26 protein-coding genes are annotated in these 22,730 nt (G+C 71.4%); 9 read left to right on the top strand and 17 right to left on the bottom strand.

Going from position 1 to position 22,730, the window contains the following annotated elements:
• Nucleotides 1-165 precede the first annotated feature (165 nt).
• Nucleotides 166-1,329 (top strand): extracellular catalytic domain type 1 short-chain-length polyhydroxyalkanoate depolymerase, encoded by a 1,164-nt coding sequence (locus MFF01_RS01410; RefSeq protein ID WP_238221325.1) that lies wholly within the window; start codon nt 166-168, stop codon nt 1,327-1,329.
• Here MFF01_RS01410 and panC read toward each other — a convergent pair.
• From panC to MFF01_RS01365, 9 genes are all read right to left on the bottom strand, one after another.
• Nucleotides 1,319-2,179: a pantoate--beta-alanine ligase gene (panC, locus tag MFF01_RS01405; RefSeq protein WP_238221324.1), complete on the bottom strand. Its 861-nt coding sequence runs from the start codon at nt 2,177-2,179 to the stop codon at nt 1,319-1,321. The genes MFF01_RS01410 and panC overlap by 11 nt on opposite strands.
• Nucleotides 2,180-2,249: 70 nt before the next feature.
• Complete coding sequence (locus tag MFF01_RS01400; protein ID WP_373319587.1) at nt 2,250-2,654, bottom strand: hypothetical protein; 405 nt, start codon at nt 2,652-2,654, stop codon at nt 2,250-2,252.
• Nucleotides 2,655-2,716: 62 nt separating this feature from the next.
• Nucleotides 2,717-3,979, bottom strand: a complete 1,263-nt coding sequence (locus tag MFF01_RS01395) for a hypothetical protein (RefSeq protein ID WP_238221323.1) — start codon at nt 3,977-3,979, stop codon at nt 2,717-2,719.
• Between the two features lie 194 nt (nt 3,980-4,173).
• Entirely contained in the window at nt 4,174-5,094 is a 921-nt protein-coding gene (locus MFF01_RS01390; protein ID WP_238221322.1) for a tetratricopeptide repeat protein, read from the bottom strand.
• Nucleotides 5,094-6,023: a vWA domain-containing protein gene (locus tag MFF01_RS01385; RefSeq protein ID WP_238221321.1), complete on the bottom strand. Its 930-nt coding sequence runs from the start codon at nt 6,021-6,023 to the stop codon at nt 5,094-5,096. The genes MFF01_RS01390 and MFF01_RS01385 overlap by 1 nt, the downstream gene beginning before the upstream one ends.
• On the bottom strand, nt 6,020-7,036 hold the full coding sequence (locus MFF01_RS01380; protein ID WP_238221320.1) for a VWA domain-containing protein: 1,017 nt from the start codon (nt 7,034-7,036) through the stop codon (nt 6,020-6,022). The genes MFF01_RS01385 and MFF01_RS01380 overlap by 4 nt, the downstream gene beginning before the upstream one ends.
• Nucleotide 7,037: 1 nt before the next feature.
• Nucleotides 7,038-7,502: a DUF4381 family protein gene (locus MFF01_RS01375; RefSeq protein ID WP_238221319.1), complete on the bottom strand. Its 465-nt coding sequence runs from the start codon at nt 7,500-7,502 to the stop codon at nt 7,038-7,040.
• 24 nt (nt 7,503-7,526) lie between these two features.
• Nucleotides 7,527-8,450 (bottom strand): DUF58 domain-containing protein, encoded by a 924-nt coding sequence (locus tag MFF01_RS01370; RefSeq protein ID WP_238221318.1) that lies wholly within the window; start codon nt 8,448-8,450, stop codon nt 7,527-7,529.
• Nucleotides 8,451-8,458: 8 nt separating this feature from the next.
• Nucleotides 8,459-9,463 carry an AAA family ATPase gene (locus MFF01_RS01365; protein ID WP_238221317.1) on the bottom strand — a complete coding sequence of 335 codons (1,005 nt, stop codon included), beginning with the start codon at nt 9,461-9,463 and terminating at the stop codon, nt 8,459-8,461.
• A 258-nt stretch (nt 9,464-9,721) separates the two neighbouring features.
• On the opposite strand from MFF01_RS01365, the gene MFF01_RS01360 reads away from it, so the two are divergent.
• From MFF01_RS01360 to MFF01_RS01350, 3 genes are all read left to right on the top strand, one after another.
• A complete protein-coding gene (locus MFF01_RS01360) occupies nt 9,722-10,621 on the top strand; it encodes an alpha/beta fold hydrolase (RefSeq protein ID WP_238221316.1) in 900 nt (299 codons plus the stop codon).
• 45 nt (nt 10,622-10,666) lie between these two features.
• Complete coding sequence (locus MFF01_RS01355; protein WP_238221315.1) at nt 10,667-11,377, top strand: MgtC/SapB family protein; 711 nt, start codon at nt 10,667-10,669, stop codon at nt 11,375-11,377.
• A gap of 106 nt (nt 11,378-11,483) precedes the next feature.
• Nucleotides 11,484-12,167, top strand: coding sequence for an SDR family oxidoreductase (locus MFF01_RS01350; RefSeq protein ID WP_238221314.1), 684 nt, complete (start codon nt 11,484-11,486; stop codon nt 12,165-12,167).
• A 40-nt stretch (nt 12,168-12,207) separates the two neighbouring features.
• On the opposite strand, the gene MFF01_RS01345 is transcribed toward MFF01_RS01350, so the two are convergent.
• Nucleotides 12,208-12,558, bottom strand: coding sequence for a hypothetical protein (locus MFF01_RS01345; protein WP_238221313.1), 351 nt, complete (start codon nt 12,556-12,558; stop codon nt 12,208-12,210).
• Nucleotides 12,559-12,786: 228 nt separating this feature from the next.
• On the opposite strand from MFF01_RS01345, the gene MFF01_RS01340 reads away from it, so the two are divergent.
• Nucleotides 12,787-13,665 carry a C40 family peptidase gene (locus tag MFF01_RS01340; protein ID WP_238221312.1) on the top strand — a complete coding sequence of 293 codons (879 nt, stop codon included), beginning with the start codon at nt 12,787-12,789 and terminating at the stop codon, nt 13,663-13,665.
• On the opposite strand, the gene MFF01_RS01335 is transcribed toward MFF01_RS01340, so the two are convergent.
• From MFF01_RS01335 to MFF01_RS01320, 4 genes are read right to left on the bottom strand one after another with little or no spacing between them, the layout of a single operon-like run.
• Nucleotides 13,643-14,104, bottom strand: coding sequence for an arsenate-mycothiol transferase ArsC (locus MFF01_RS01335; protein ID WP_238221311.1), 462 nt, complete (start codon nt 14,102-14,104; stop codon nt 13,643-13,645). The genes MFF01_RS01340 and MFF01_RS01335 overlap by 23 nt on opposite strands.
• 60 nt (nt 14,105-14,164) lie before the next feature.
• Complete coding sequence (locus MFF01_RS01330) at nt 14,165-14,665, bottom strand: UPF0262 family protein (RefSeq protein WP_238221310.1); 501 nt, start codon at nt 14,663-14,665, stop codon at nt 14,165-14,167.
• A gap of 4 nt (nt 14,666-14,669) precedes the next feature.
• Entirely contained in the window at nt 14,670-15,965 is a 1,296-nt protein-coding gene (gene hisD, locus MFF01_RS01325) for a histidinol dehydrogenase (protein ID WP_238221309.1), read from the bottom strand.
• Nucleotides 15,962-16,429: a DUF2948 family protein gene (locus MFF01_RS01320; RefSeq protein WP_238221308.1), complete on the bottom strand. Its 468-nt coding sequence runs from the start codon at nt 16,427-16,429 to the stop codon at nt 15,962-15,964. Before MFF01_RS01320 ends, hisD begins: the two co-directional genes overlap by 4 nt.
• A 276-nt stretch (nt 16,430-16,705) precedes the next feature.
• Here MFF01_RS01320 and MFF01_RS01315 point away from each other — a divergent pair, with 276 nt between their 5' ends.
• Nucleotides 16,706-17,026, top strand: coding sequence for a hypothetical protein (locus MFF01_RS01315; protein WP_373319584.1), 321 nt, complete (start codon nt 16,706-16,708; stop codon nt 17,024-17,026).
• Nucleotides 17,027-17,070: 44 nt separating this feature from the next.
• On the opposite strand, the gene murA is transcribed toward MFF01_RS01315, so the two are convergent.
• Together murA and MFF01_RS01305 are read right to left on the bottom strand one after the other, a co-directional pair.
• Nucleotides 17,071-18,360 carry a UDP-N-acetylglucosamine 1-carboxyvinyltransferase gene (murA, locus tag MFF01_RS01310; RefSeq protein ID WP_238221307.1) on the bottom strand — a complete coding sequence of 430 codons (1,290 nt, stop codon included), beginning with the start codon at nt 18,358-18,360 and terminating at the stop codon, nt 17,071-17,073.
• A 137-nt stretch (nt 18,361-18,497) separates the two neighbouring features.
• Nucleotides 18,498-18,668, bottom strand: coding sequence for a hypothetical protein (locus tag MFF01_RS01305; protein ID WP_238221306.1), 171 nt, complete (start codon nt 18,666-18,668; stop codon nt 18,498-18,500).
• 325 nt (nt 18,669-18,993) lie between these two features.
• Here MFF01_RS01305 and hemA point away from each other — a divergent pair, with 325 nt between their 5' ends.
• Nucleotides 18,994-20,310: a 5-aminolevulinate synthase gene (hemA, locus tag MFF01_RS01300; protein ID WP_238221305.1), complete on the top strand. Its 1,317-nt coding sequence runs from the start codon at nt 18,994-18,996 to the stop codon at nt 20,308-20,310.
• A gap of 28 nt (nt 20,311-20,338) precedes the next feature.
• Here hemA and MFF01_RS01295 read toward each other — a convergent pair whose 3' ends face one another.
• Entirely contained in the window at nt 20,339-20,857 is a 519-nt protein-coding gene (locus MFF01_RS01295; RefSeq protein ID WP_238221304.1) for a TspO/MBR family protein, read from the bottom strand.
• Nucleotides 20,858-21,036: 179 nt separating this feature from the next.
• Here MFF01_RS01295 and MFF01_RS01290 point away from each other — a divergent pair, with 179 nt between their 5' ends.
• Together MFF01_RS01290 and MFF01_RS01285 are read left to right on the top strand one after the other, a co-directional pair.
• Nucleotides 21,037-22,212, top strand: coding sequence for a trans-sulfuration enzyme family protein (locus tag MFF01_RS01290; RefSeq protein WP_238221614.1), 1,176 nt, complete (start codon nt 21,037-21,039; stop codon nt 22,210-22,212).
• Nucleotides 22,213-22,287: 75 nt separating this feature from the next.
• On the top strand, nt 22,288-22,704 hold the full coding sequence (locus tag MFF01_RS01285) for a hypothetical protein (protein WP_238221303.1): 417 nt from the start codon (nt 22,288-22,290) through the stop codon (nt 22,702-22,704).
• The last annotated feature ends 26 nt before the right edge of the window (nt 22,705-22,730 follow it).

The following is a 22,730-nucleotide window of genomic DNA, read 5'->3' as shown; positions in this document are numbered from 1 at the left end:
TATGACACGGGTGGCGCCGGTGACGCTCCGAGCGATCCGTACGCGGGTCCTGCCCTCTCGGAAGCGCGCACCGAACGATCGCGCTGACCCCTTCCATCCCTCGAGCTCCGCCCGGACCGTTCGTGCGTCCCCTGGTGCCGCATCGAACCTGAAAGCGAATCTTCGATGAGCGATCAACAGAACCGGATGCAAGGCCACATGGCCGACATCATGGAGGCGACGCGACTCACCGCCCACGGACGCCTGACGGATGCCTCGGCCCTGGTGCAACGCAGCCTGACCGAGAGCTTGAACGAGCCCCACGGCTTCGTATCCCATTCGGCCGAATCCGGCCTTACCGACCGCCTGCGCGAGGTGGTCAAGACCGTGGCCCATGGCTTCGAGCGCAGCGTCGCTCCCGTGCTCGAGGGTCTCGGCGTCCACGGCCTCGTGCCGCATGGCCGCGCGGCAGAAGTCCCCGAGGCGCCGGCGCCCACCACGGACGAGAGCAGCTTCGCCGATGGGCGTTTCACCGGCCCGCACGGGACGCGGGAGTACAAGCTGTTCGTGCCCGGTACGCATCCGGGCACCCGCCCCCTGGTGGTGATGCTCCACGGCTGCAGCCAGTCGCCGAGCGACTTCGCCGCCGGCACGGGCATGAACACCCTGGCCGAGACGCACGGCTTCTACGTTCTCTATCCGGGCCAGACGAGCCGGGCCAACGGCCAGCGCTGCTGGAACTGGTTCCAACCGGGCGAGCAGGACCGGGAGACCGGCGAGACCGGCATCATCGCCGGCATGACCCGGGCGGTGGTCGCGGCGCACCGGATCAATCCCCGGCATGTCTTCATCGCCGGCCTCTCGGCGGGTGGGGCGGCGGCGGCGAACATCGCCCATGCCTATCCCGAACTCTTCGCGGCGGTGGGCATCCATTCGGGCCTAGCGGCGGGGTGTGCCCGCGACGTGTCGGCGGCGCTGACGGTAATGCGCCTCGGCCCCGTGGCCGAAGCCGATTGCGTGGCCCCGGTCACGCCGATGCCCACCATCGTCGTCCACGGCGAGAGCGACGGCACGGTCAATCCCCTCAACGGCGAGCAGGCCCTCGCCCAGGCAGGCATCTCCGGGCTGACCCCCGAAGTCATCGAAGACGTCAGCCCCGGGGGCCTCCCCTACATCCGCACTCGCTACGCCGACGCGACCGGTCATGTCCGCGCCGAGGGTTGGATGGTCCGGGGCCTCGGTCACGCCTGGTCGGGCGGTACCCTGGCGGGAAGCTACACCGATCCGCGCGGCCCCGACGCATCGCGCGCCATGCTGAACTTCTTCCTCGCCAATCCCCTCAAGGCGTGACGGCCGCGAGGTTGTCGATGAGGCGGGTGCGGCCGAGGTAAGCCGCTGCTAGGATCCGCACGGGCCGGTCGGCCCGTTCCACCGGAGCCAGGGTTTCGGCGTCGCGGACCTCGAGATACTGCACCGGCCCGAAGCCCGCCGCCTCCAGTTCGGCCCGGCCTTCAGCCAGAAGCAAACCCGCTTCGGCACCGGCCGCGAGACCGCGCGCGATGCTGGCGAGAACCGCGTGCAGGCGCGGGGCGGCACGGCGCTCCTCGGGACTGAGGTAGCGGTTGCGCGAGGACAGGGCGAGACCGTCCGCTTCGCGCAGGGTGGGTACGCCCTGGATTTCCACGGGCAGGTCGAGGTCGCGCACGGCGCGGCGGATCACCAGGAGCTGCTGGTAATCCTTCTCGCCGAACAGGGCGATGTCGGGCTGAACCTGATTGAGGAGCTTCGTCACCACGGTAGCGACCCCCGAGAAATGCCCAGGCCGGAACGCGCCGCACAGGCCTTGCGATACCTCATCGACCTCGACACGGGTGGAGAAGCCCGGCGGGTACATGGTCGCGACATCGGGCAGGTAGGCCGCATCCGCCCCCGCCTCGGCCAACAGGGCGAGGTCGGTCTCGGTGTCGCGCGGATACCGAGAAAAATCCTCCGTCGGGCCGAACTGCGTCGGATTGACGAAGATGCTCGCGACCGTGCGCCGGCCGAGTTCGCGCGCCCGCGCCACCAGAGCGAGGTGGCCGGCATGCAGCGCTCCCATGGTTGGCACAAGCACGACACGCTCGCCGGCCGCACGCCACGCCGCCACCTGCGCGCGCAGGGGCGCCACGGCCTCGAACCGGATGAGGGATGTATCGGACACGGAAGAAGCCTTGTCTGGATCGCACGTTCGGCCCCAGACCTAATCGCCCGCCTGCGCCCGCGCCAGCCCGTCAGGGGCAGTAGGGCAAGAGCGGCCGGCCGTAGGGATCGTCGACCCCGAGCGGGGGCGTGAAGCCGTAATAGCTCGGTTTGCCGAGACCGTAGGCGGAGCCGACATAGCTTGGATCATCCCACCGGTCGGTGGGGATCGGAACGCGACGTGGGATGCAGCCGGCCAGGCGGCGGCGCGGGGGCGCGAACTTGGGCACGGCCCGGGCCTCCTCGTCCACACGGGGAAAGTAGCGCGGCGGAAGTTCGCCGCCGTAGACCTCGCCCCCGCCCCCGAACGAACGCTCCGCCATTCCGTAATCCGCCGCCCCGGCCGGACCGCCGGCCAGGAGGCCCAGAGCAATCAGACAGGCCGGGTACCAGGGCCGCTTCGTCACCACGTTCGTCGTCGCCAAGTTCAACGTCATCGATCAACTCCCCGCCCGCCAGGGTTGGCAGAGGGGCGTAAACCGAGGGTTAACCATACCCGTCAGGTACGCCCATCGAGGCTGGCCAGACGGCCATGATCCGTGGCCGGACGGGTGGCGCCGGGGACGGGCCGGGCGAGACGCCGGGCGAGGTCGGCCAAGTCGAGGCCGGTCGCCGGGCCGCGTCCGTAGAGGGTCGCGTCGAGGGCATCGAGGCCCGCGGCGATCTCGGGGCTCGCGCGCCAGGCCTGCGCGAGGTCCGGCTTCTCCCGAAGCGCGGGCGCGAGGCGGGACCGGAACGCCGCCGCATCGCCCGCCGAGGCAGCGGCGGCGAGGGCGCGGCGGGTCGCCCGGTCGAGGCGTGGACGGGCCCGCGTCGGGCTTCCGAACCCGAGGAGGGCCAAGCCGAGGCCGAAGGCCGCCAGGGCCGACGCCGCCACGGCGAAGGGTGAGACCGGCGCCGGGGGCTTGGCGTCCTCGTCCCGGTCGGGCAGGCCGCCGCCGATCTGGCGGGCCGGGATCTCGGCTTCCCGCAGGGTGCGCGACACGGTGTCGAACCACGGGATCGCGATGGCATCCAAGGGGATCACCTCCGCGATGGCCGGCCGGACGTCCCACTGGTAGGTCGCCCGGGCGATGGGGCCCGTGGGGGTGATGATGGTCTCGCGGGTCACGGGGCCGGCGAAGGTGAGGATGCCGCGCGTGCGCATGACCGGCCGGGGCGGCAACCCCTCGGCGACCATGCCGTGGGCTTCCAGGGTGACGATGCGGCGGGTGCTCTCGCCGATCTTCACGGTCTCCGGATCGGGGCTCCACGAATCCGTGATGGTGACCTCGCGGGCCGGCAGCCACCACGGCTCCTTGGCATCGGGCCCGCCCACGGGCTTCGTCCAGTTCGCCACGCCAAGCTGCACCGGGGGCGAGGGCACGTCCACCACCTTGCGGGTACCGCCGTCGTTGACGGTGAGGCGATGCAGGAACGGCTCGATGGTGAAGTCGCCCGGATGGTGCGGGAAGATCGCCACCACCCGGTCGAACGCGATGGCGTTCTGCCCATCGGGCATCTTGGTCTTCGTCCAGAGGTCGCGGCCGAGCTGCGTCCAGCTGAAGTTCGCCAGCGACGGCTGGATCACCTCCTCCAGCAGGATCGGCTGGCGATAGACGCCGTGGATGCGCAGCAGCACCATCTCGCGGGCGAACGGATCGGCATTGCCGTTGCGCTCCGGGGTCACCGTGAGGGTGAGGTCGCCGGGGGCGATCTCGGCGCGGGCGGAGAGGGAGAAGAGAAGCAGGATTGGCAGGACGAAGGCCGTGAGTCCGCCCATGCGCGCACGCGCCGACCAAGTTCGAGACGCGCGCGGCTCCCCTCTCCTGGAAGGAGAGGGACAGGGTGAGGTGTGTGACCTTTTCGGAGAGGGACCACACCTCACCCCAGCCCTCTCCTTCCAGGAGGGGGAGCCGGGTGTGGCTCTTCCGCCAGGACTGGCCAGGGACGACGGTTTGGGCTCGCAGCCGAAGCTCACCATGGGTTGCTCCCCCCCGGCACGGCGGTCCCGGCCTCCACACGCACGGCCTGCTCGGCCTTGAGCCGCAGCTTGAGATAACGGCCGGGATCGTCCGGCAGGGTCTGCAGCCAGAGACGGTCGGGCCGGATCTCGTGGGCCTCGAAGCTTTTGGTCACCCGGCGCACCTCCTTCTCGGGAGCGGCCGCGACCATGGCGGAGCCCGCGCCCGTGCGCCCGCGCCCGGCGGCGTCGCTGGCCGAGCCCCGCGCCTCGCCCTTGCCGGACTCCACCGAGACCTGCTCGGCCTTACCGCGTCGCGCCACCTTGCTGTTGCCCGGCGTCGAGGAGGTGGTGCCGCCCTCCTTGTTGCCGGCGAGGCCCTCGCCGCTGGAGGTCGCCTGGGTGTCGTCGTTGGGGTCCTGGTTCGCGGTCTTGTTGTAGCGCGCGCCCGTGGTCGCCGTGGCGTTGGCCACGCCGCCGCCCTTGCCGGGGTCCCCCGCTCCCTCGTCGACGAGGCGGGCGATGAGGGAGCGGTTGGCCTGGGCGTCGGCGTCGCGCGGATTGTAGGTGAGGGCCTCGTCGTAGGCGTCGAGGGCGCCCTGAAGATCGCCGGCCCGCGCCAGGGCGTTGCCGAGGTTGTAGGCGCCGCGCCGGCCGGCCGCGCGGAACAAGGCCGCGGCCTCTTCGTAGCGCCCGGCCTGATAGAGGGCCGGGCCGCGCCAGGCCGGATCGTCGAGGATGGCGGCGGCGGCTCCGGGCAGGCCGAGGCTCATCAGCCCGCGCCCGAGACCGGTGCGCGGCTGCGACACCAGGGCGAGCCCGAGGATGCCGGCTCCGGCGAGGCCGAGGCCGACCCGCCGTGCCCACACGGTCCAATGGCGTGGCAAAGCCTGGAACTTGGCCGGGAGGTGAGCGGGGAGCGACAGGCGTCTCATCAGGCGCTCCGGCGGAACAGGATCAGGGCCGGCACGAGGGCGAGCAGGATGAGCCAGCGCCCGAGATCGGTGAAGGCCAGGACGGTGTACCCGCCGGCGGCGAGGTGCTGCGCCGTGCTGGCGCCGACCCGGTCGAGGACGGGCCCCGGTGCGTCGAGGCTCGCGAAGCCCCCTCCCCCGGTGGAGACGAGGCGTTCCAGGGCCACCCGGTCGGGTTTGGGCGAGCCCGCCGGCAGGCCGGGCCCCGCCGGGACGAACACGGCGCTCAGGGCCCAGCCCTTGGCACGGATCGCCGCCGCCTCGCGGGACGCCGCGTCGCCGATGCCGTCGCCATCGGTGACGAGCACTACGTCCCCGGCGATGACGCCGGCCTCCGAGAGGGTTCGGCGGGCCAGCGCCAGGCCGCGCTCGGGGTGGGTGCCCCGGTCGGGCACGGTGTCGCCGTCGAGGGCGAACAGGGTCGAGGCGAGGGCGTCGCGGTCGGTGGTCGGGGGAATGGCCAGGTAGGCGTCGCCGGCATAGACCACCACGGCAACGCTGCGGGTGCCCGCCGCCTGGGCGACGCTCTCGGCGATCTGGCGCACATCCTTCAGGCGTCCACCCTCGGCGATGGAGCGCGAGAGGTCGACCACCACCACGGTGGCGTCGAGGTTGCGGAACGTCGTGGCGTCCGGCCGCTCCACGGCCGGCCCCGTCAGGGCCACGGCGACGAGGCCGGCCGCCAGGGCCGCGGCGAGGTTCGCCTGCCGCCGTCCGCCGAGCACGCCACCCCGTTGCGCCAGGAGCGCCATGAGCCCGGGATCCACGGCCTTGATCCAATCGCCGAGGGGAGCGGAGCGCCAGGCGGCGCGCAGGGCCAGGACCGCGACCAGGGGGATCGCCGCGAGCCACCAGGGCCGCAGCACGGTGAAGGCATCGAGGACGTTCACGCGATCCGCCTCGCCGCGAGGAGCCCGGCGGCGCACAGGAAGCCGAGGGCGGCGGGCCATGGCCACAGATCCTTGCGCAGGGGCAGGGGCGGCGCCTTGGCCCGCCCGCCCTCGATCTCGTCGATGGCGTCCGCCATGGCCACGAGGTCGTCGGTGGTCTTCACCCGGAACATCCGGCCGCCGGTGAGGTCCGCCACCTCCCGCAGGGTCTCGGTGTCGACGACATCCTGCTCGCCGTCGGCGTTCGAGAGGTCGCGGGGGCCGAGCGCGATGGTGTGGACCCGGACGCCGAGCTCCTTGGCCAGCCCAGCCACGTCGCGCGGCGTGGTCTGACCGGCATTGTTGGCCCCGTCGGTCATCAGGATCACCACCTTGTCGGTCACGGGCGGCCCGGCCTCGCCGGTCTCGGCCGAAGGCGGCGGGGTGAGGCGCTTCAGGGCGAGGCCGAGGCCGTCGCCAATCCCCGTGGAGCGGCCGACGAGGCCGATGGTCGCCTCGTCGAGCGCCCGGGCGACGGTGGCGGTGTCGAAGCTCGGGCTCGCGGCGACATAGGATTCGTTGGCGAAGATCACGATGCCGATCCGGTCGCCCGCCCGGCGGCGGATGAAGTCGGTCCCGACGCGCTTGACGGCCGTGAGGCGGTTCACCGTCTGACCGTCGAGGAAGAAGTCGCGCCGCTCCATGCTGCCCGAGAGATCCATCACCAACATGATCTCGCGGCCCGAGGCCGGGAGCGCCGTCGCGGGTAGGACAAGGCGGGGGCCGGCCAGCGCCGCCACCAGGGCGGCCCACAGGGTCCAGACCAGGACGGCGCGGCCGCGGCCGCGGGCGGCGACGCTGTCACCCCGGGCTGCCGCGGCGACGAGGGAGGCCGGCACCCGCAGGGCTCCGCTCGAACCGACCCGCTCGGACGGCATCAGCCGGGCGGCGAGGAGCGGCAGGGGCAGGAGTAGCAGGGCGTAGGGACTCGCGAAGTCGAACGCCGAGGCCAGGGCGGTGAGCCAATTCGGCATGTCAGGCCCCGATCCGCTGCATCAGCCGGACGAGTTCGGCGTCGATGATTTCGGGCGCGGGCGGGTCGCGCTGGTAGAGCCCGTCGGCGAAGGTGCGTCCGGCCCCCTTCGTGAAGAAGTCCGTGGCGAACAGGCCGTCGAGGGTGGCGGCCCATTCGGGGCCCTGAGCCGAGGCCGCCGTGTCGCCCCGCAGGGTACGGGCGAGCCGGCGCAGGAGGCGTGCCTGGGCGACCCGGCGCGATTCCGGCGGCAGGGCATTGGCGGCGGCGAGCTCGCGCAGGGCGACCCGGCGCATGGTGCCGCGTCGGCGCACGCGCAGGAACCGCACCAGGCCGACGAGCAAGGCCGCCGTGAAGCCCAGGGCGATGGCGAGCACCACCGGCCCCTGCGCCGCGCCCGCGGCATCGGCCGGCAGGTGGAGACCGCGCAACTGGTCGAGGCTGGCGGGGGCGTCGCCGGGGGTCACGGGCACCGTCCGTCAGCCTGGATCTTAAAGCACCGCATCGAGCCGTTCCATCAGCGGGGCGTAGGCTTCCGGCCCGGCCTCGACGTCGAGGCGCAGGCCCTCGATGCCGCGCCGCGCATAGTCGACGAGGCGGGCGTCGGCGCTCGACGCCGCCGTGTCCGTGCGGCTCGCCTGCACCGTGCCGCGCCGTCCGTCCGGGGTGGCGAAGGGGTAGAAGCCGGGCGGGCGGGTCCGCTCGAAGGCGTCGCTCACGAGGACGAGGCGGATCGACAGGCGCTCAGCCATCACCGTGAGGAGGTGCTCGAACTCGTCCCCCGGATTGTCCAGGGCCGTGCCGAGGACGAGATGGCCGCCCGAGGGCAGCAGGCTCTGGGCCAGGGTCAGGGCGCGCGACAGGGGCGGGTCCTGGGTCGCGGCATCCGCTAGCGCCCGGGCATGCGCCATGGCGAGCGCCCCGGTGACGGCGGTCATGGCGCGCTCGCCCCCGGCGGGGCGCACCACCACGGGCTCGCCCGCCCCCACCGCCACGAGGCCGACGCGACCGCCATCGCCCGCCACCCGCCAGCCGAGGAGTACCAGGGCCTCGGCGGCGGCCACCGAGCGTAGGGCCCGGCGGGTGCCGAACAGCATGGACGGACGCAGGTCCACGAGGAGCACCACGGCGCGGTCGCGCTCGTCGTGGTGGGTGCGGACATGCAGGATGCCCGTGCGCGCGGTGGCGTTGCGGTCGATGTGCCGGCGGTCATCGCCCTCCGACCACAGGCGCACGTCGTCGGGCTCGGAACCGCGCCCGCGCCGGCGGGTCACGATCCCACCGGGCAGGCCCGCCAGGGTGCGGGTGGCCGGTGACGTGCCGCGCCGGGCGAGGTGGCGCAGGCCCATGAGAGCCTCGCCCGAGAGGTGGATGCCGGGCGCCTGCGTCGGATCGGGAACGGACGAGGAGGCCATGGCGGCGATCAGAGCGCCCGCACCCGCTGGACGAGGTCGCGGACGATGCCGCGCGCCGTCTTGCCTTCGGCGGCGGCCCGCCAGGTGAGACCGATGCGGTGGGCCAGCGCGTCGGCGGCGAGACTCGACACGTCCTCGGGGATGACGTGATCACGCCCGTGCAGATAGGCGCGGGCCTTGCCGGCGAGCATGAGGGCCAAGGTCCCGCGCGGCGAGGCCGGATGCTCGATGGCGGCGCGCAGGTCCGGGGCGGCGGCATCCGTGCGGGTGCCGGCCACGAGGCGAACGAGGTAGTCCTTGAGGGCCGGCGCGACGTAGACACCGAGGGCCGCCTCCCGCGCGGCGCGGATCTCGGCGACCGAGAGCTTCACCGGCATCGCCTCGGCGTGGTGGTTCAGCTCGCCCTCGACGAGGTCGAGGATGCGGCGCTCAGCGGCCTCGTCGGGCATCTCCACGACCACGTGGAGGAGGAAACGGTCGAGCTGGGCCTCGGGCAGGGGGAACGTACCGGCATGCTCGATGGGGTTCTGGGTCGCCACCACCATGAACGGGTCGGGCAGGCCGTGGGTGTGGCCCGAAACGGTGATCTGCCCCTCGGCCATGGCCTCCAGCAGGGCCGACTGGACCTTGGGCGGGGCACGGTTCACCTCGTCGACGAGGACGAGGGAGTGGAACAGGGGCCCGGGCAGGAACTCGAAATCGCCGGCATCCTGGCGCCAGACGGTGGTGCCGGTGAGGTCGGCGGGCATGAGGTCGGGCGTGCACTGGATCCTGGCGAAGGAGCCGTCGAGCCCGTCCGACAGGCGCTTGACGGCCCGGGTCTTGGCGAGCCCCGGCGCGCCCTCGATGAGGAGGTGGCCACCCGTGAGAAGGCCGATGAGCAGACGCTCCACCATCACGTCGGCGCCGATCAGCCCGTGCAGCAGACCGTCGCGCAGGGCGAGGATGCGCGCGTGCAGGGCGGGATCGACGGAGGACGCGGCCGGACGTTCGGCCAGCACGGCACCGCTCATGCGCAAGCCCCCACGCGGGCGGGCACTGCCTTCGGGGCAAGGACGGCGATCCGTACCATGCGCGTCTCCTCGACGATTTTTGGGTGCGGATTCTTAAGCGATCCACATGCTGCGGGTGTGCCGGTGCGAGGGTCAACCGTCAATCCCGCGCGTCCGGCCCGATAGCCGCACGGCCGCCCTCGGGCAAAAACCCCGGCTGCGCGTGGTCGGTGCGCGACGAGCGCCCTAGTTTTCGGTCTCCGTCGATGGAGCCCGCCCATGACCACGGATCTCTTCCCCGGTTTCTCCGCCTCTTGGATCGACATCCCGGCCGGGCGCTTCTTCGCCCGCATCGGCGGCCCGGAGGACGCGGCCCCCGTCCTCCTCCTGCACGGCTTTCCCCAAACCCACGCGTGCTGGCACCGGATCGCGCCCGCCCTGGCCGAGACCCACCGGGTGATCTGCCTCGATCTCAAGGGGTACGGCTGGTCGGCGGCGCCCGCGGGCGATGCGGCGCACGAGACCTACGCCAAGCGCACCCTCGGGCAGGACATCGTGGCCGTGATGGAGCATCTCGGCCACGTGCATTTCGCGCTCTTAGGACACGATCGCGGGGCGCGGCTCGGCTACCGCCTGGCCCTGGACGAGCCCGGCCGTGTCGCCCGCCTCGCGCTGCTCGATATCCTGCCGACCCTGGTGCAGTGGGAGCGCATCGAGGCGTCGGACAAGCCTTCGCATTGGCGGTCCCTGGCCCGGCCGGCGCCCGTGCCGGAGCGGGAGATCGGGCAGGATCCGGACGGGTATTTCGAGGGCCTCCTGCGCGACTGGAGCAACGCCAAGTCGCTCGACGCGTTCGCGCCGGCCGCCCTGGCGCTGTACCGGCAGGGCTGGGCCGTGCCCGAGCGCATCCACGCCATGTGCGAGGATTACCGCGCCGGGGCGACGCGCGACCGCGAGGCGGATCTGACCGACCTCGCGGCCGGGCGCACGATCACCTGCCCGACCCTGATCCTGGCCGGTGACGGCTATCTCGACCGCAGCGCCGAGACGCCGCTCACCGCCTGGCAGCGCACCTTCGCGCCGAAGGCGACGGCCGTCGACCTCGCCTCGGGACACTTCCTCGCCGAGGAGAATCCCGCCGGCACCCTCGACGCCCTGCGCGCCTTTCTTGTTGCCTAGCCGGACCTGTCACGGTTCCGTCACGCGGGACCGCGATAGGGCGGCATGCTCCCGTCGTCGCCGCTTCCCGAATTCGTCAACTCAGCCATCAGCCTCGTCGTCGCTTTCGGCCTCGGCACCCTGATCGGGGCGGAGCGCCAGTATCGGCAGCGCACGGCGGGCCTGCGCACCAACGTCCTCGTGGCAGTGGGCGCGGCAGCGTTCGTCGATCTCGGCATGCGCCTCGAAGGGGCGGCCGGCGGCACCCGCACGGTGGCCTACGTGATTTCCGGCGTCGGCTTCCTCGGGGCCGGCGTGATCATGAAGGAGGGCATGAACGTGCGCGGCCTCAACACGGCCGCGACCCTGTGGTGCTCGGCCGCCGTGGGGGCCTTCGCGGGGGCGGACTTTCCCCTCGAGGCCGCCTTCGTCACGGCGGCGGTGCTCGCCGGCAACACCCTCCTGCGTCCCCTCGTCAACGCCATCAACCGCGCGCCCATCGACGAGAGCCAGACGGAGGCGACCTACGAGGTGCAGGTGACGGTGCACGCGGACGCTGCCGGCCCCGCCCGCGACCTCCTTGTCGAGCGCCTGGAGGCGGCACAGTATCCGGTCGGCGGCATCGAGGTGGTGGAGCGCGGCGAGGACACCGTCGAGGTGGTGGCGACCCTCGTCGCCACGGCGGTGACCTCCGGAGAGCTCGATGCGGTGACGGCCGCCCTGGAGCGCATGCCGTTCGTCACCCATGCCACGTGGTCGGTGCAGACGGCGGATTGAAGGGAGCGTGCGGAGACGCACCCGCATCGGGTCGCGCCGCATTGCCGTGGGATGATCGGCGACCGATCTCCGTGCACGCATCAGTCCCTGCAAGGATTCGGACACCATGGCAGACCAGAAGAACGCGCTCATCGTCGGGGCCTCGCGCGGCCTCGGTCTCGGCCTCGTCGAGACCTTCCTGCAGCGCGGCTGGCGGGTCACCGCCACCCAGCGTTCGCCTTCGCCGGGCCTCGCCGCCCTGGCGTCGGACGCCCTGCGTGTCGAGACCGCCGATATCGACGACGACAGCGCGGTCTCGAGCCTTCACGAAAAACTATCCGGCGAACGCTACGATCTGATCTTCGTGGTGGCCGGCGTCGCGACGCAGGCGCACGATCCCCTCCACGCCGTGCCGCGCGACGTCGCCGCCCAGGTCTACCTCACCAACGCGATCAGCCCGATCCGCTTCGCCGAGACCTTTCTTGATCGGCTCGCGCCGACGGGCCTCGTCGCCTTCATGAGCTCGATCCTCGGCAGCGTCGGCCTCAACGAGTCGGGCGGCTGGGAAAACTACCGGGCGAGCAAGGCGGCCCTGAATACGCTGGCGCGCAGCTTTGAGATCCGGCACCGCGACGCGGGCTTCGGTGTGATGCTGATGCATCCTGGCTGGGTCCGGACGGAAATGGGCGGAGCCGACGCCGATATCGATGTCGGCACCAGTGTCACGGGCATGACCCATGTGATCGAAAGCCATCTCGGCCAGGCCGGCTGCGTCTATGTCGACTACACCGGCAAGACGCTCGACTGGTAGAGCCGCGCCCGGCCGCCCGGGTGACCGGAGCGGTCGAGGCCTATCGGCCCAGGGGCGGACGGCCGCGCCGCTCGACGATGACGGGCGGACGCGTGCGCCGCTCGACGATGACCGTGCGGGGCGCCCGGTTCGGGCTTCCGGCCGTCAGGATGCGCTCGGGCACCCGTTCCGGCTTCGCCTTCGCGGCGGCGAGGACATGGGGGCGGATCTCATCGACGGGTAGGCCGATGAGGCCGGCGGCGATCTCGACCTGATGTTCGAGTTCGTCGGCGAGATCCTGGGCGGCGGCCACGGCCTCGGGGATCGTCGGCGGCTCCCGACGAACCCGGATCGGCGGTAGATCCTGGAAGGATTTCGGGGTCTTCTTCACGACGGGACTCGCGCTCGGCATCTGACAATCATACGCCGCCCACGCGTTATGTGCAGTGCACAAAAGCGCCTCGGGCCGTTGCGTCGGGCACATTGCTGAAACGACGGAAGCGCCGGCTCCCCCGGATCAGCCTGTCGGCGCGAACGCCCGAAACGGCAGCAAGCCGCGAGCCAAGCGCGAACGCCTCCCAAACCCGCGTCGAAGTGCCACGCCGTTGCGGTCCCGGTGGGCAGACCGGATAATCGGGCCATGCTCGACGATCTCCCCCACACCACCGACTCGCGCCTCACGCCCGCCCGGGCCGATCTGGCCGACATCCGCCTGCGGGGGCGGGTCACGGCGGACCGCTACGTCGCCGGGGAGGCCCGCCGCGTCGCGGTGCCGTCGGCGCCCCTGCGGCGTTCGCCCCGGTTCGATGCCGGCCTCGACACCGAAGCGGTGATGGGCGACGCGGTGACGGTCTACGACGTCGATGAAGGCTTCGCCTGGGTGCGCCTCGCCGAGGACGGCTACGTCGGCTACCTGCCCGAGGCGGCCCTGGGGCCGTCCGACCCGGCACCGACGCACCGGGTCACGGCCCTGCGCACCTTCCTGTATCCCGGCCCCGACCTGAAGCTTCCCGCCGCCGGATACCTCACCCTCGGCGCCCGCCTCACGGGGGTGGCGCAAGCCGGACAGTACCTGCGCCTCGCGACCGGCGAGCACGTGTTCGCCACCCACTGTGCGGCGCTGGCCACGACGGAGCCCGATTTCGCCGGGACCGCCGAGCGGCTCGTCGGCACCCCCTATCTCTGGGGCGGCCGCACCAGCCTCGGCCTCGATTGCTCGGGCCTCGTCCAGCTCTGCCTCGCGGCGGCGGGGATCGCGGCGCCCCGCGACGCGGACCAGCAGGAGCGGGGCCTCGGCGACCCGTTGCCGCCCGGCCTCGACGGTCTGCGACGCGGCGACCTCGTGTTCTGGCGCGGCCATGTCGGCCTCATGCTCGACGCCACTCGCCTCATCCACGCCAACGGCTTCCACATGGCGGTGGCGGTGGAGCCTCTCACCGTCGCCGTCGCCCGTATCCTGGAGAACAGCTACGGCCCGGTGACGTCGATCCGGCGGCTCAGCCCTTCAGGCGCGACTTGATCCGGTAGATCAGCCCGTCGCGCACGTCGCGGTAGCCGTCGAGGCGCTGGTCGCGGGTGCCGTCGTGGAAGTTGGTGGGGTCGGGCGTCGGCCAGTATTCGACCTCGACGGCGTTGGTGCGGGTGAGTTCCAGGGCCGCGTGGTGGGCTTCCGGCGCCAGGGTCACGATGAGGTCGAAGTTCAGGCCCTCCCACTCCTCGAGCTCGGCGAGGGTGCGCGGCTTGTGGCGCGCGGCATCGATGCCGATCTCGTCCAGCGCCGCCACCATGAACGGATCGGCCGGCTCGCCCGAGCGCACTCCGGCCGATTGAACGTAGATGGACTTGCCGAAGTAATGGCGCGCGATGGCTTCCGCCGCCAGGGAGCGCACGGCGTTGAAGTTGCACATGAACAGGGCCGATTGGACGCGCTTCTTCTTCGGGCCGGCCTCGTCCGCCATCCGGTCACTGCCTCCGGGCACTCACGCCAGCACGATGCGATCCCCGCCGCGCCGGGGACCTCAGGCCTTCCAGTGCAAGGCGAAGACCAGGGTGAAGAGGCGCCGGGCCGTCTGGTGGTCGAGGTCGACCTTGCCTTCGAGGCGTTGCTTCAGCAGGTCGGACGCCTCGTTGTGCAGGCCGCGCCGGCCCATGTCGATGGCCTCGATCTGGGTGGGCGAGGCGGTCTTGATGGCGTTGTAATAGCTCTCGCAGATCATCTCGTAATCGCGGATCACCCGGCGGAACGGGGTCAGCGACAGGAGGTGCGTCATCACCGGGTCGCCTGACTCGGTCCGGATCGCGAAAGCGAGCTTGCTTTCGACGAGGCCCAGGATGAGGGCGAACGGCCCCTCACGCCCCGGAATCGTGAAGCTGTTCTCCTCGAGGATATCGAAGATCGCGATGGCGCGCTCGTGCTCCTGGTCGGGATTGCCCCGGCCGATGGACTCCTCGTCGAGGGTCACCGCCACGAGACGGTTGGGGGATTTCGGCTCTGTGGATCTGGCCGCGCCGGGCATCATCCCCTCACAGGTTCAGGCGGATGGCCACCGAACGGGCGTGGCCTTCGAGGCCCTCCGAACGTCCGAGGGCGATGGCCGAGGGTCCCAGAGCCCGCAGGCTCTCGGGCGTACAACGCAGGATCGTCGTACGCTTCATGAAATCGAGGACGCCGAGCCCCGAGGAGAACCGCGCCGAGCGGGCGGTCGGCAGGACGTGATTGGGTCCGCCGACGTAATCGCCGATGGCCTCCGGCGTGTGCGAGCCGAGGAAGATCGCCCCGGCGTTGCGCACCTTGGCGGCCAACGCCTCGGCGTCCTGCGTCTCGATCTCGAGGTGCTCGGGGGCGAGGCGGTCGACGAGGGGCACGGCCTCGTCGAAGGTCCGCACCACCACGATGGCACCGTAATCGCGCCAGCTCGCCCGCGCGATTTCCTGCCGGGGCAAGGTCGTCAGCGCCCGCTCCACCGCCGCTTCGACGGCGTCGGCGAGGTCGGCCGAATCGGTGATGAGGATCGATTGCGCCGCGACATCGTGCTCGGCCTGGGCCAGGAGATCGGCCGCGACCCAGTCGGGGTTGGCGTGCGCGTCGGCCAGGATCAGCACCTCGGACGGGCCGGCGATCATGTCGATCCCCACCTGCCCGAACACCCGGCGCTTTGCCGCCGCCACCCAGGCGTTGCCCGGCCCGACGATCTTCGCCACCGGCGCGATGGTCTGCGTCCCGTAGGCCAGGGCCGCCACGGCCTGTGCGCCGCCGACCCGGTAGACCTCGTGCACGCCCGAGAGATCGGCGGCGGCGAGGACGAGGGGGTTCATCGTCCCTTCCGGCATCGGCACCACCATGACGACGCGCGGCACCCCGGCGACGCGGGCCGGAATGGCGTTCATCAGCACGGACGAAGGATAGCTTGCCGTTCCGCCCGGCACGTAGAGACCGACGGATTCGAGGCCGGTCCAGCGCCAGCCGCTGCTGACACCGAGCGCGTCCGTCGCGCGGTGATCGCTCGGGACCTGCCCCTCGTGGAAGGCCTGGATGCGGCGGGCTGCAAAGCGCAGGGCCTCCAGGGCCTCGGGCGGACAGGCCGCGATGGCCGCCTGGATCTCCGCCTCCGTCACCCGCAGGGACGCGGCGGTGAACTCCTCGCCGACACGGTCGAACCGGCGGGTGTAATCGACGAGGGCGATATCGCCGCCCGCGACGACGCCACTGATGATGCCGCGCACGGTCTCGTCGACATCCTCGGAAATCTCGCGCTTGACCGTGAGCAGACGGGCGAAGCTCTCCGCGAAATCGGCGGCAGCGGATTCGAGGCGGATCATGATGGGCGTCCCTCGACGGCGGCGCGGCCGGCGGCGACGGCCTCGTGATCGGGGCGGCCGTCGACCTCCCAGACGGGGCCGAGATCCTTCAGGCGCACCTCGATGCATTCGAGATCGAGCTGGATCGCGGCGCTGCCGGCGAAGACGAGCGTGGCGGTGCCGGACGGCGCCTCGCCCGGCGTGAAGGTGACGGCCAGGAGTTCCAGGGGCGTCTCGGAGGACGCGCCCGGCACGATGCCGCGGCTGCGCACGCCGAGCACGCGCTCGAAATGCATGCCCGTCAGGCGGCGGCGCGGCGGCGCGCCCTCCTCCGCCGCCCAGTCGAACCGCCGCGCCACGAGCACGAAGCGGTGGGTGTCGGCGAGGTAGGCGAGATCCTCGGTCCGCACGATCGCATCCTGCAGGTGGGCCGAGAGCACGGCAAGGTCGTCGGCATCGAGGGCGGCGAGCTTGAGAAGCTCCATGGCGGGGGTGTCGCGCTCTCTGGGTTGGGCCGGCACCGGGAGATGGCAACCGTCGGACCCGTAGGTAGCGAGACCGCCGGCCCACGGCAACCATGTGCCCGGGCACCGCCACGCTCCGATGGGCGTTTTCCGGCGCGACGCGCCTCGCTCCGGGGAACGGGAGGTCTCAGCCTCCGTTCATCCGCATCGGTCTAGCTCTCAGGACCACGGCCCCGGAACCCACCTCGATCCGACGGCGTCGGGCATCGGGCCGGGGATGACGGAAAGGACAGTTCGGTGAAGCGCATTCTCCTGGCGATCGCGACGGCGGCGACCTTCGGCAGCGGCCTCGGCGCCTTCGAGGCAAAGGCCCAATATTACGGCTACGACGACGATCGCCCCCGGCGCTACGAGCGGCGCTACGACGAAGATCGCTATGAGCGCCGCCGGGACCGCTACTTCGACGACCGCTACGAAGGACGCCCCCGTGGCGGGCGCGGCGGAAGCCTCTGCGTCACCGCACGCGGCAACTGCGTCACGCGGCCCGCGCCCTACAACGCGCCCTGCGGCTGCGAGATTCCCGGCTTCGGCTACAAGCGCGGCGCCGTCGGCGGCTGATTTTGAAGGAACGCCGGTCCGTCGGGACCGGCGTTCCCCCGCGTTCACGAGCGGACGCGGGTGATCTCGGCGCCGCAGCGGGCGAGCTTGGCTTCCAAGGCCTCGAAGCCGCGGTCGAGGTGGTAGACCCGGTTGATGCTGGTCTCGCCCTCGGCGGCCAATCCGGCGATGACGAGGGAGACGGATGCGCGCAGGTCGGTGGCCATCACGGGCGCCCCCCTGAGGCGCTCGACGCCCTCGACGATGGCGAGATCGCCCTCCAGGCGGATCTTCGCCCCGAGGCGCGCCAGTTCCTGCACGTGCATGAAGCGGTTCTCGAAGATCGTCTCGCGGATGTTCGACTGGCCCTTGGCCAGGGTCATCAGCGCCATGAACTGCGCCTGCAGGTCCGTGGGGAAGCCCGGGAACGGATCGGTGGTGACGTCGACCGCCGCGATGCCGCCGCCGTTGCGGCGGATGCGGATGGTGTCGACGCCGCTCGTGATCTCGGCGCCCGTGGTCGCGAGGATGTCGAGGGCGCTGTGCAGAAGGTCGGCGCGGGTGTTCTCGAGGGTCACGTCGCCCCCGGTCATCGCCACCGCCATGGCGTAGGTGCCGGTCTCGATCCGGTCGGGCAGCACGTCGTGCCGCGCCCCGTGCAGGCGGGACACGCCCTCGACGGTGATGCGCGGGGTGCCGGCGCCCTCGATCCGCGCGCCCATCTTCGTGAGGCAGGCGGCGAGATCGACGACTTCGGGCTCGCGGGCCGCGTTCTCGATGAGCGTCGAGCCGTTGGCCAGGGCCGCCGCCATCAGCGCCACGTGGGTGCCGCCAACGGTCACCTTCGGAAAATGGATTTCGCCGCCGCGCAGGCCGTTCTTGGCGCGGGCGATGACGTAGCCGCCATCGACCTCGACGGTGGCTCCGAGCTTCTCCAGCGCCATCAGGAGGAGATCGACGGGGCGGGTACCGATGGCGCAGCCGCCCGGCATCGAGACCCGGGCCTCGCCGAAGCGCGCCAGCAGGGGGGCGATCACCCAGAAGCTCGCGCGCATGGTCGAGACGAGTTCGTAGGGCGCCGTGGTGTCGATGACGTTGGAGGCCGTGAGCCGGATGGTCTGGCCGGTCTCCGTGGTCTGGCCCGGACGCTTGCCCACCACCATGTGGTCGACGCCGTGATTGCCGAGGATGCGCAGCAGGGCGTTGATGTCGGCCAGCCGCGGCACGTTGCCGAGCTCCAGGGTCTCGCCGGTCATCAGGCTGGCGATCATCAGGGGCAGGGCCGCGTTCTTGGCGCCCGAGATCGGGATCACGCCGTGGAGCGGTCTGCCGCCGGTGATGGTGATGCGGTCCATTGCTGTTCAACCTTACGCTTTGCGTCCCGCGTCCCAGGCAGAGGCCGGGCCGGTCTCGTGGAGAGCCCACGGCCCGCCTTTCGTATCGCGAGGGGGCGTATACGTGAGTTATGTCGGAAAAGGGATCGTGCGGCCGCTCACGTCGGATCGTCCGAGGCCCGTTGCGGCGGATCGTCCGTGTCCCCCTCCCGCCGGGGCGGTTCGGCCGGCGCCTCGGAGCGGCCGCGTACCTGGGCCTTGCGGCGGCGGAGGTTCTCCCGCAGGGCTGCCTTCAGGCGCTCGGCCCGCTTGTCCGTCTGTTCGGTCATGGCTTCCCGGTCGGCGTCACGCGATGCATCGTCGCCCCGGCGACGGGTAGACCGTCCCGCGTGCAAGGCCAAGGTTCGGACAAGGCCAAGGTTCAGACCAGGGCTGCGGTTGTCGACTTGAACCAATTCCAAGTTCGCCTGTATCGTGCCGACCGCACTGCAGGAGCCAGTCGCGACGCGGGGTTCGCCGTCTCCGGTTCGGGGATCACGGCCCTTCGAGGAAACCAAAGGCGAAACCTCCATCTGGCAGGAGGGTCCTCGCAACAACGATCCCGCCGGAGGCCGCGCTCCCACCACCGGCCGACAGCCCAAGCGTGAAGGACGGATGCCCGTGAACCGGATGCCCGCGACGAGCGAGATCATCGAGACCCTGACGGTTACCGAGACCCGTCAAAGCAAAGGCCGGGCCGATTACGACGCCCACTTCCGCACCGCCCTCGACCGCCTGCACGACGAGCGCCGCTACCGCGTCTTCGCCGATATCGAGCGCATCTCCGGCCGCTTCCCCACGGCGCATTGGCGCAAGCCCGATGGCGGCACCTCCGAGATCACCGTCTGGTGTTCGAACGATTACCTCGGCATGGGTCAGCACCCCGACGTGGTCGGCGCCATGACCCAAACGGCGGCACGCTGCGGCGTGGGCGCCGGCGGCACCCGCAACATCGCGGGCAACAATTCGCCCCTGGTGGACCTGGAGCGCGAACTCGCCGACCTGCACGGCAAGGAAGCGGGCCTCGTCTTCACCTCGGGCTACGTCTCGAACCAGGCCGGCATCTCCACCATCGCCAAGCTGATCCCGAACTGCCTCATCCTGTCGGATGCCTTCAACCACAACTCGATGATCGAGGGCGTACGCCACTCCGGTTGCGAGAAGCGCATCTTCCGCCACAACGACCTCGCCCATCTCGAGGAACTGCTGATCGCCGCCGGCAATCGGCCGAAGCTGATCGCCTTCGAGAGCGTCTATTCAATGGACGGGGACGTCTCCGACATCGGAGCCATCTGCGATCTCGCCGAGCGCTACGGCGCCATGACCTACCTCGATGAGGTCCACGCGGTCGGCCTCTACGGGCCGCGCGGCGGTGGCATCTCCGAGCGCGACGGCGTGATGCACCGGGTCGACGTCATCGAAGGGACGCTCGCCAAGGGCTACGGCTGTGTGGGCGGCTACATCACCGGCTCCGCCGCCCTGTGCGACGCCGTGCGCAGCCACGCGCCGGGCTTCATCTTCACCACCGCCCTGCCCCCGGCCATCGCGGCGGCGGCCCGCGCCTCCGTGCGCTACCTCAAGCGCTCGAACACCGAGCGCGAGGCGCACCAACGCCAGGCCAACCGCACCAAGGCGGCCCTGGAGGCCGCCGGCCTGCCCGTCCTGCACACAGAGACCCACATTGTGCCCGTGATGGTGGGCGATGCCGAGCTGTGCAAGGCGGCGGCCGACCACCTGCTCGAACACCACGCCATCTACATCCAGCCCATCAACTACCCCACCGTGCCGCGCGGCACCGAGCGCCTGCGCATCACGCCCTCGCCGTTCCACGACGACGCCCGGATCGCCAAGCTCACGGCGGCGCTCATGGAGACCTGGGACACCCTCGATCTGCCGCGCGCCGGCACGGTGTTCGTCGAGGCGGCGGAATAATCAGGCCGGTTTTCGTTCGGGCCGACGCCTAGTTCAGGCGCCAGATCGCCGCGTTGAGAACCGTCGCGAAGCCGACCCAGGCGGCGTAGGGCACGAGCACCGCCGCCGCGAGGCGGTCGAAGCGCCAGGTCAGGCGGATGGTCCACAGGATCATCACGAACATCGCGGCGGCGACCACCACGGCCGCGCCGACGGCATGCGCGGCGAAAAACGTCGGGGTCCACGCGGCGTTGAGGGCGAGCTGCACGGCAAAGGCGATCACCGCCAGTCGCCAGCCCTCCCGTGAAGGCCCGGTGCGGGGCATGGCCCCGAGGAGCCGCCACGCCGAGAAGGCAATGAGGGTGTAGAGAAGCGTCCACGCCACCGGGAATGCCCAGTTCGGCGGGTTGAACGACGGTTTGGTCAGGCCCGCGTACCAGCCCTCGATGTTCGGACCCGTGGAGAGCCCGCCCAACACGCTCGTCAGCAGCACGGGCACGATCGCCACCGCCAGACGGGGATAGCGCGACAGGGCCGGCTTGTCGGGAACGTGCAGGGTGGCGGTCATGGTCGGGTCCTGGCTCCCGGCCGTCGATCGACCGGAAGAACTGTTTCTCGCGCGGCCTTATCGCGTATCGGGCGCCGTTGCGGAACGCGACGCGAGCCGCCATGGTTTCATGGATCCGCGCGACGGACGCCTTCGACGAGGCCGGTTCGGGCAGCGCCGCATCCCGCGAAACGGACGCCATGTCGGACACTCCGCTCCCCCCCTTCCGGGCCCGCAGCCTCGCCGCCCAGGCCATGGGGCGGATCGAGCCCGTCACGCGCGCCGTGGTGGCGCCCCTCCACGTCTCGACGACGTTCCTGCGCGACCCCGACAACGGCTATTCGTCGGGCTTCTCGTATGCGCGCCCCGACAACGCCACCGTGCGCGAGGCGGAAAGCGTCATCGCCATGCTGGAGGAGGCCCCGGCCGGCGCGCTCCTGTTCGGCTCCGGCATGGCGGCGGCAACCGCGGTGTTCTCGGCCCTCGAACCCGGCGACCACGTGGTGGCCCCCACCGTCATGTATTGGGCCCTCAAGCGGTGGCTGCGCGAGGAATTGCCCCGCCGTCAGATTGCGGTCGATTTCGTCGCGATGGACGATCTCGACGCCCTGCGCGCCGCCCTGCGGCCGGGCACGACGAAGCTCGTCTGGATCGAAACTCCCGGCAATCCGCTCTGGACCGTCACCGACATCGCGGCGGCCGCGCGCCTCGCCCATACGGCCGGAGCGCGGCTCGCCGTCGATTCCACCGCCGCCTCGCCGATCCACACGCGGCCCCTGACGCTTGGCGCCGACATCGTGATGCATTCGGCGACGAAGATCCTCAACGGGCATTCGGACGTGGTGGCGGGCGTGCTCGCGGGGGCCGAGGCGGACGATTTCTGGAGCCGCCTCGTCACCCTCCGCGCCGGGGGCGGCGCCATCCTCGGGCCGTTCGAGGCCTACCTGCTCATGCGGTCCCTGCGCACCCTGCCCCTGCGGGCCGCGGCCCAATCGGCCTCGGCGGCCGAACTCGCCCGGCGCTTCCAGGCCCATCCAGCGGTGAGCGCGGTGCTCTATCCCGGCCTGCCCGAGGATCCGGGCCATGCGATCGCGGCACGCCAGATGGAGGGGGGCTTCGGCTTCATGCTGTCGATCCGCGTGGCGGCCGGGGAAGCGGCGGCCATCGCCACCGCCGCCCGGGTGCGGCTGTGGAAGCGGGCGACCTCGCTTGGCGGCGTCGAGAGCCTCATCGAACACCGAGCCTCCGTCGAGGGACCGGGTTCGCCCTGCCCGCCCGATCTCCTGCGCCTGTCCGTGGGCCTCGAGGACATCGACGACCTGTTCGACGACCTCGACACGGCCCTTCGCGGTGGCGATTCCCCCGGGGCGGCGTGATTTTCTGGTCCGTCGACGGGGCCAACGGCGCGGCGTCGCGTTGTCGGTCAAAGCCGCCCCCCTGAGAGACCCGCGATGACGAACCCCCAATCCCTCCTGGCCGGACTCGCGGCCCTCGTGCTGACCGTGGCGCCCGCCGGGGCGGCGGACGGCCCGCCGACCCTCGACATCGAAAAAACCTGCCAGTCGGCGGCCTCGGCCGGCGTCAACGACAATGCCAGCAAGGACGGATGCCTGCGCTCGGAGCGTTCCGCCAAGGACGAGGTGAAGCGACGCTGGGGCGAGTTCACTCCGGCGGCCAAGCGCCAATGCGAGAAGCAATTCGACGCCGGCGGATTTCCGTCCTACGTCGAGATGGTGACCTGCCTCGAACTCGCCAGCGGCACGGGCCTGAAGTCCGACGGCAAGCAGGGTGGCGACAGCGTCACCAAGGAGCCGCATCCGAGTCAGCGCACGGACCCCCAGAAGGTGCTCGACAAGCCGGCGCAGTGACCCGGGCGGACCGGGAGCGGTCCACG

Source organism: Methylobacterium adhaesivum (assembly GCF_022179065.1).
GTDB classification, from domain to species: domain Bacteria; phylum Pseudomonadota; class Alphaproteobacteria; order Rhizobiales; family Beijerinckiaceae; genus Methylobacterium; species Methylobacterium adhaesivum.
The sequence above is the reverse complement of the archived record's forward strand: the minus strand, read 5'-3'. Positions and strand labels throughout refer to the sequence as shown.

Coding starts and splice junctions, on each gene's coding strand:
- MFF01_RS01410 (WP_238221325.1), top strand. CDS start 166: ATGAGCGATCAACAGAACCGGATGCAAGGCCACATGGCCGACATCATG.
- MFF01_RS01400 (WP_373319587.1), bottom strand. CDS start 2,654: ATGACGTTGAACTTGGCGACGACGAACGTGGTGACGAAGCGGCCCTGG.
- MFF01_RS01395 (WP_238221323.1), bottom strand. CDS start 3,979: ATGGGCGGACTCACGGCCTTCGTCCTGCCAATCCTGCTTCTCTTCTCC.
- MFF01_RS01390 (WP_238221322.1), bottom strand. CDS start 5,094: ATGAGACGCCTGTCGCTCCCCGCTCACCTCCCGGCCAAGTTCCAGGCT.
- MFF01_RS01380 (WP_238221320.1), bottom strand. CDS start 7,036: ATGCCGAATTGGCTCACCGCCCTGGCCTCGGCGTTCGACTTCGCGAGT.
- MFF01_RS01370 (WP_238221318.1), bottom strand. CDS start 8,450: ATGGCCTCCTCGTCCGTTCCCGATCCGACGCAGGCGCCCGGCATCCAC.
- MFF01_RS01365 (WP_238221317.1), bottom strand. CDS start 9,463: ATGAGCGGTGCCGTGCTGGCCGAACGTCCGGCCGCGTCCTCCGTCGAT.
- MFF01_RS01360 (WP_238221316.1), top strand. CDS start 9,722: ATGACCACGGATCTCTTCCCCGGTTTCTCCGCCTCTTGGATCGACATC.
- MFF01_RS01355 (WP_238221315.1), top strand. CDS start 10,667: ATGCTCCCGTCGTCGCCGCTTCCCGAATTCGTCAACTCAGCCATCAGC.
- MFF01_RS01350 (WP_238221314.1), top strand. CDS start 11,484: ATGGCAGACCAGAAGAACGCGCTCATCGTCGGGGCCTCGCGCGGCCTC.
- MFF01_RS01345 (WP_238221313.1), bottom strand. CDS start 12,558: ATGCCGAGCGCGAGTCCCGTCGTGAAGAAGACCCCGAAATCCTTCCAG.
- MFF01_RS01340 (WP_238221312.1), top strand. CDS start 12,787: ATGCTCGACGATCTCCCCCACACCACCGACTCGCGCCTCACGCCCGCC.
- MFF01_RS01335 (WP_238221311.1), bottom strand. CDS start 14,104: ATGGCGGACGAGGCCGGCCCGAAGAAGAAGCGCGTCCAATCGGCCCTG.
- MFF01_RS01330 (WP_238221310.1), bottom strand. CDS start 14,665: ATGATGCCCGGCGCGGCCAGATCCACAGAGCCGAAATCCCCCAACCGT.
- hisD (WP_238221309.1), bottom strand. CDS start 15,965: ATGATCCGCCTCGAATCCGCTGCCGCCGATTTCGCGGAGAGCTTCGCC.
- MFF01_RS01320 (WP_238221308.1), bottom strand. CDS start 16,429: ATGGAGCTTCTCAAGCTCGCCGCCCTCGATGCCGACGACCTTGCCGTG.
- murA (WP_238221307.1), bottom strand. CDS start 18,360: ATGGACCGCATCACCATCACCGGCGGCAGACCGCTCCACGGCGTGATC.
- MFF01_RS01305 (WP_238221306.1), bottom strand. CDS start 18,668: ATGACCGAACAGACGGACAAGCGGGCCGAGCGCCTGAAGGCAGCCCTG.
- hemA (WP_238221305.1), top strand. CDS start 18,994: ATGCCCGTGAACCGGATGCCCGCGACGAGCGAGATCATCGAGACCCTG.
- MFF01_RS01295 (WP_238221304.1), bottom strand. CDS start 20,857: ATGACCGCCACCCTGCACGTTCCCGACAAGCCGGCCCTGTCGCGCTAT.
- MFF01_RS01290 (WP_238221614.1), top strand. CDS start 21,037: ATGTCGGACACTCCGCTCCCCCCCTTCCGGGCCCGCAGCCTCGCCGCC.
- MFF01_RS01285 (WP_238221303.1), top strand. CDS start 22,288: ATGACGAACCCCCAATCCCTCCTGGCCGGACTCGCGGCCCTCGTGCTG.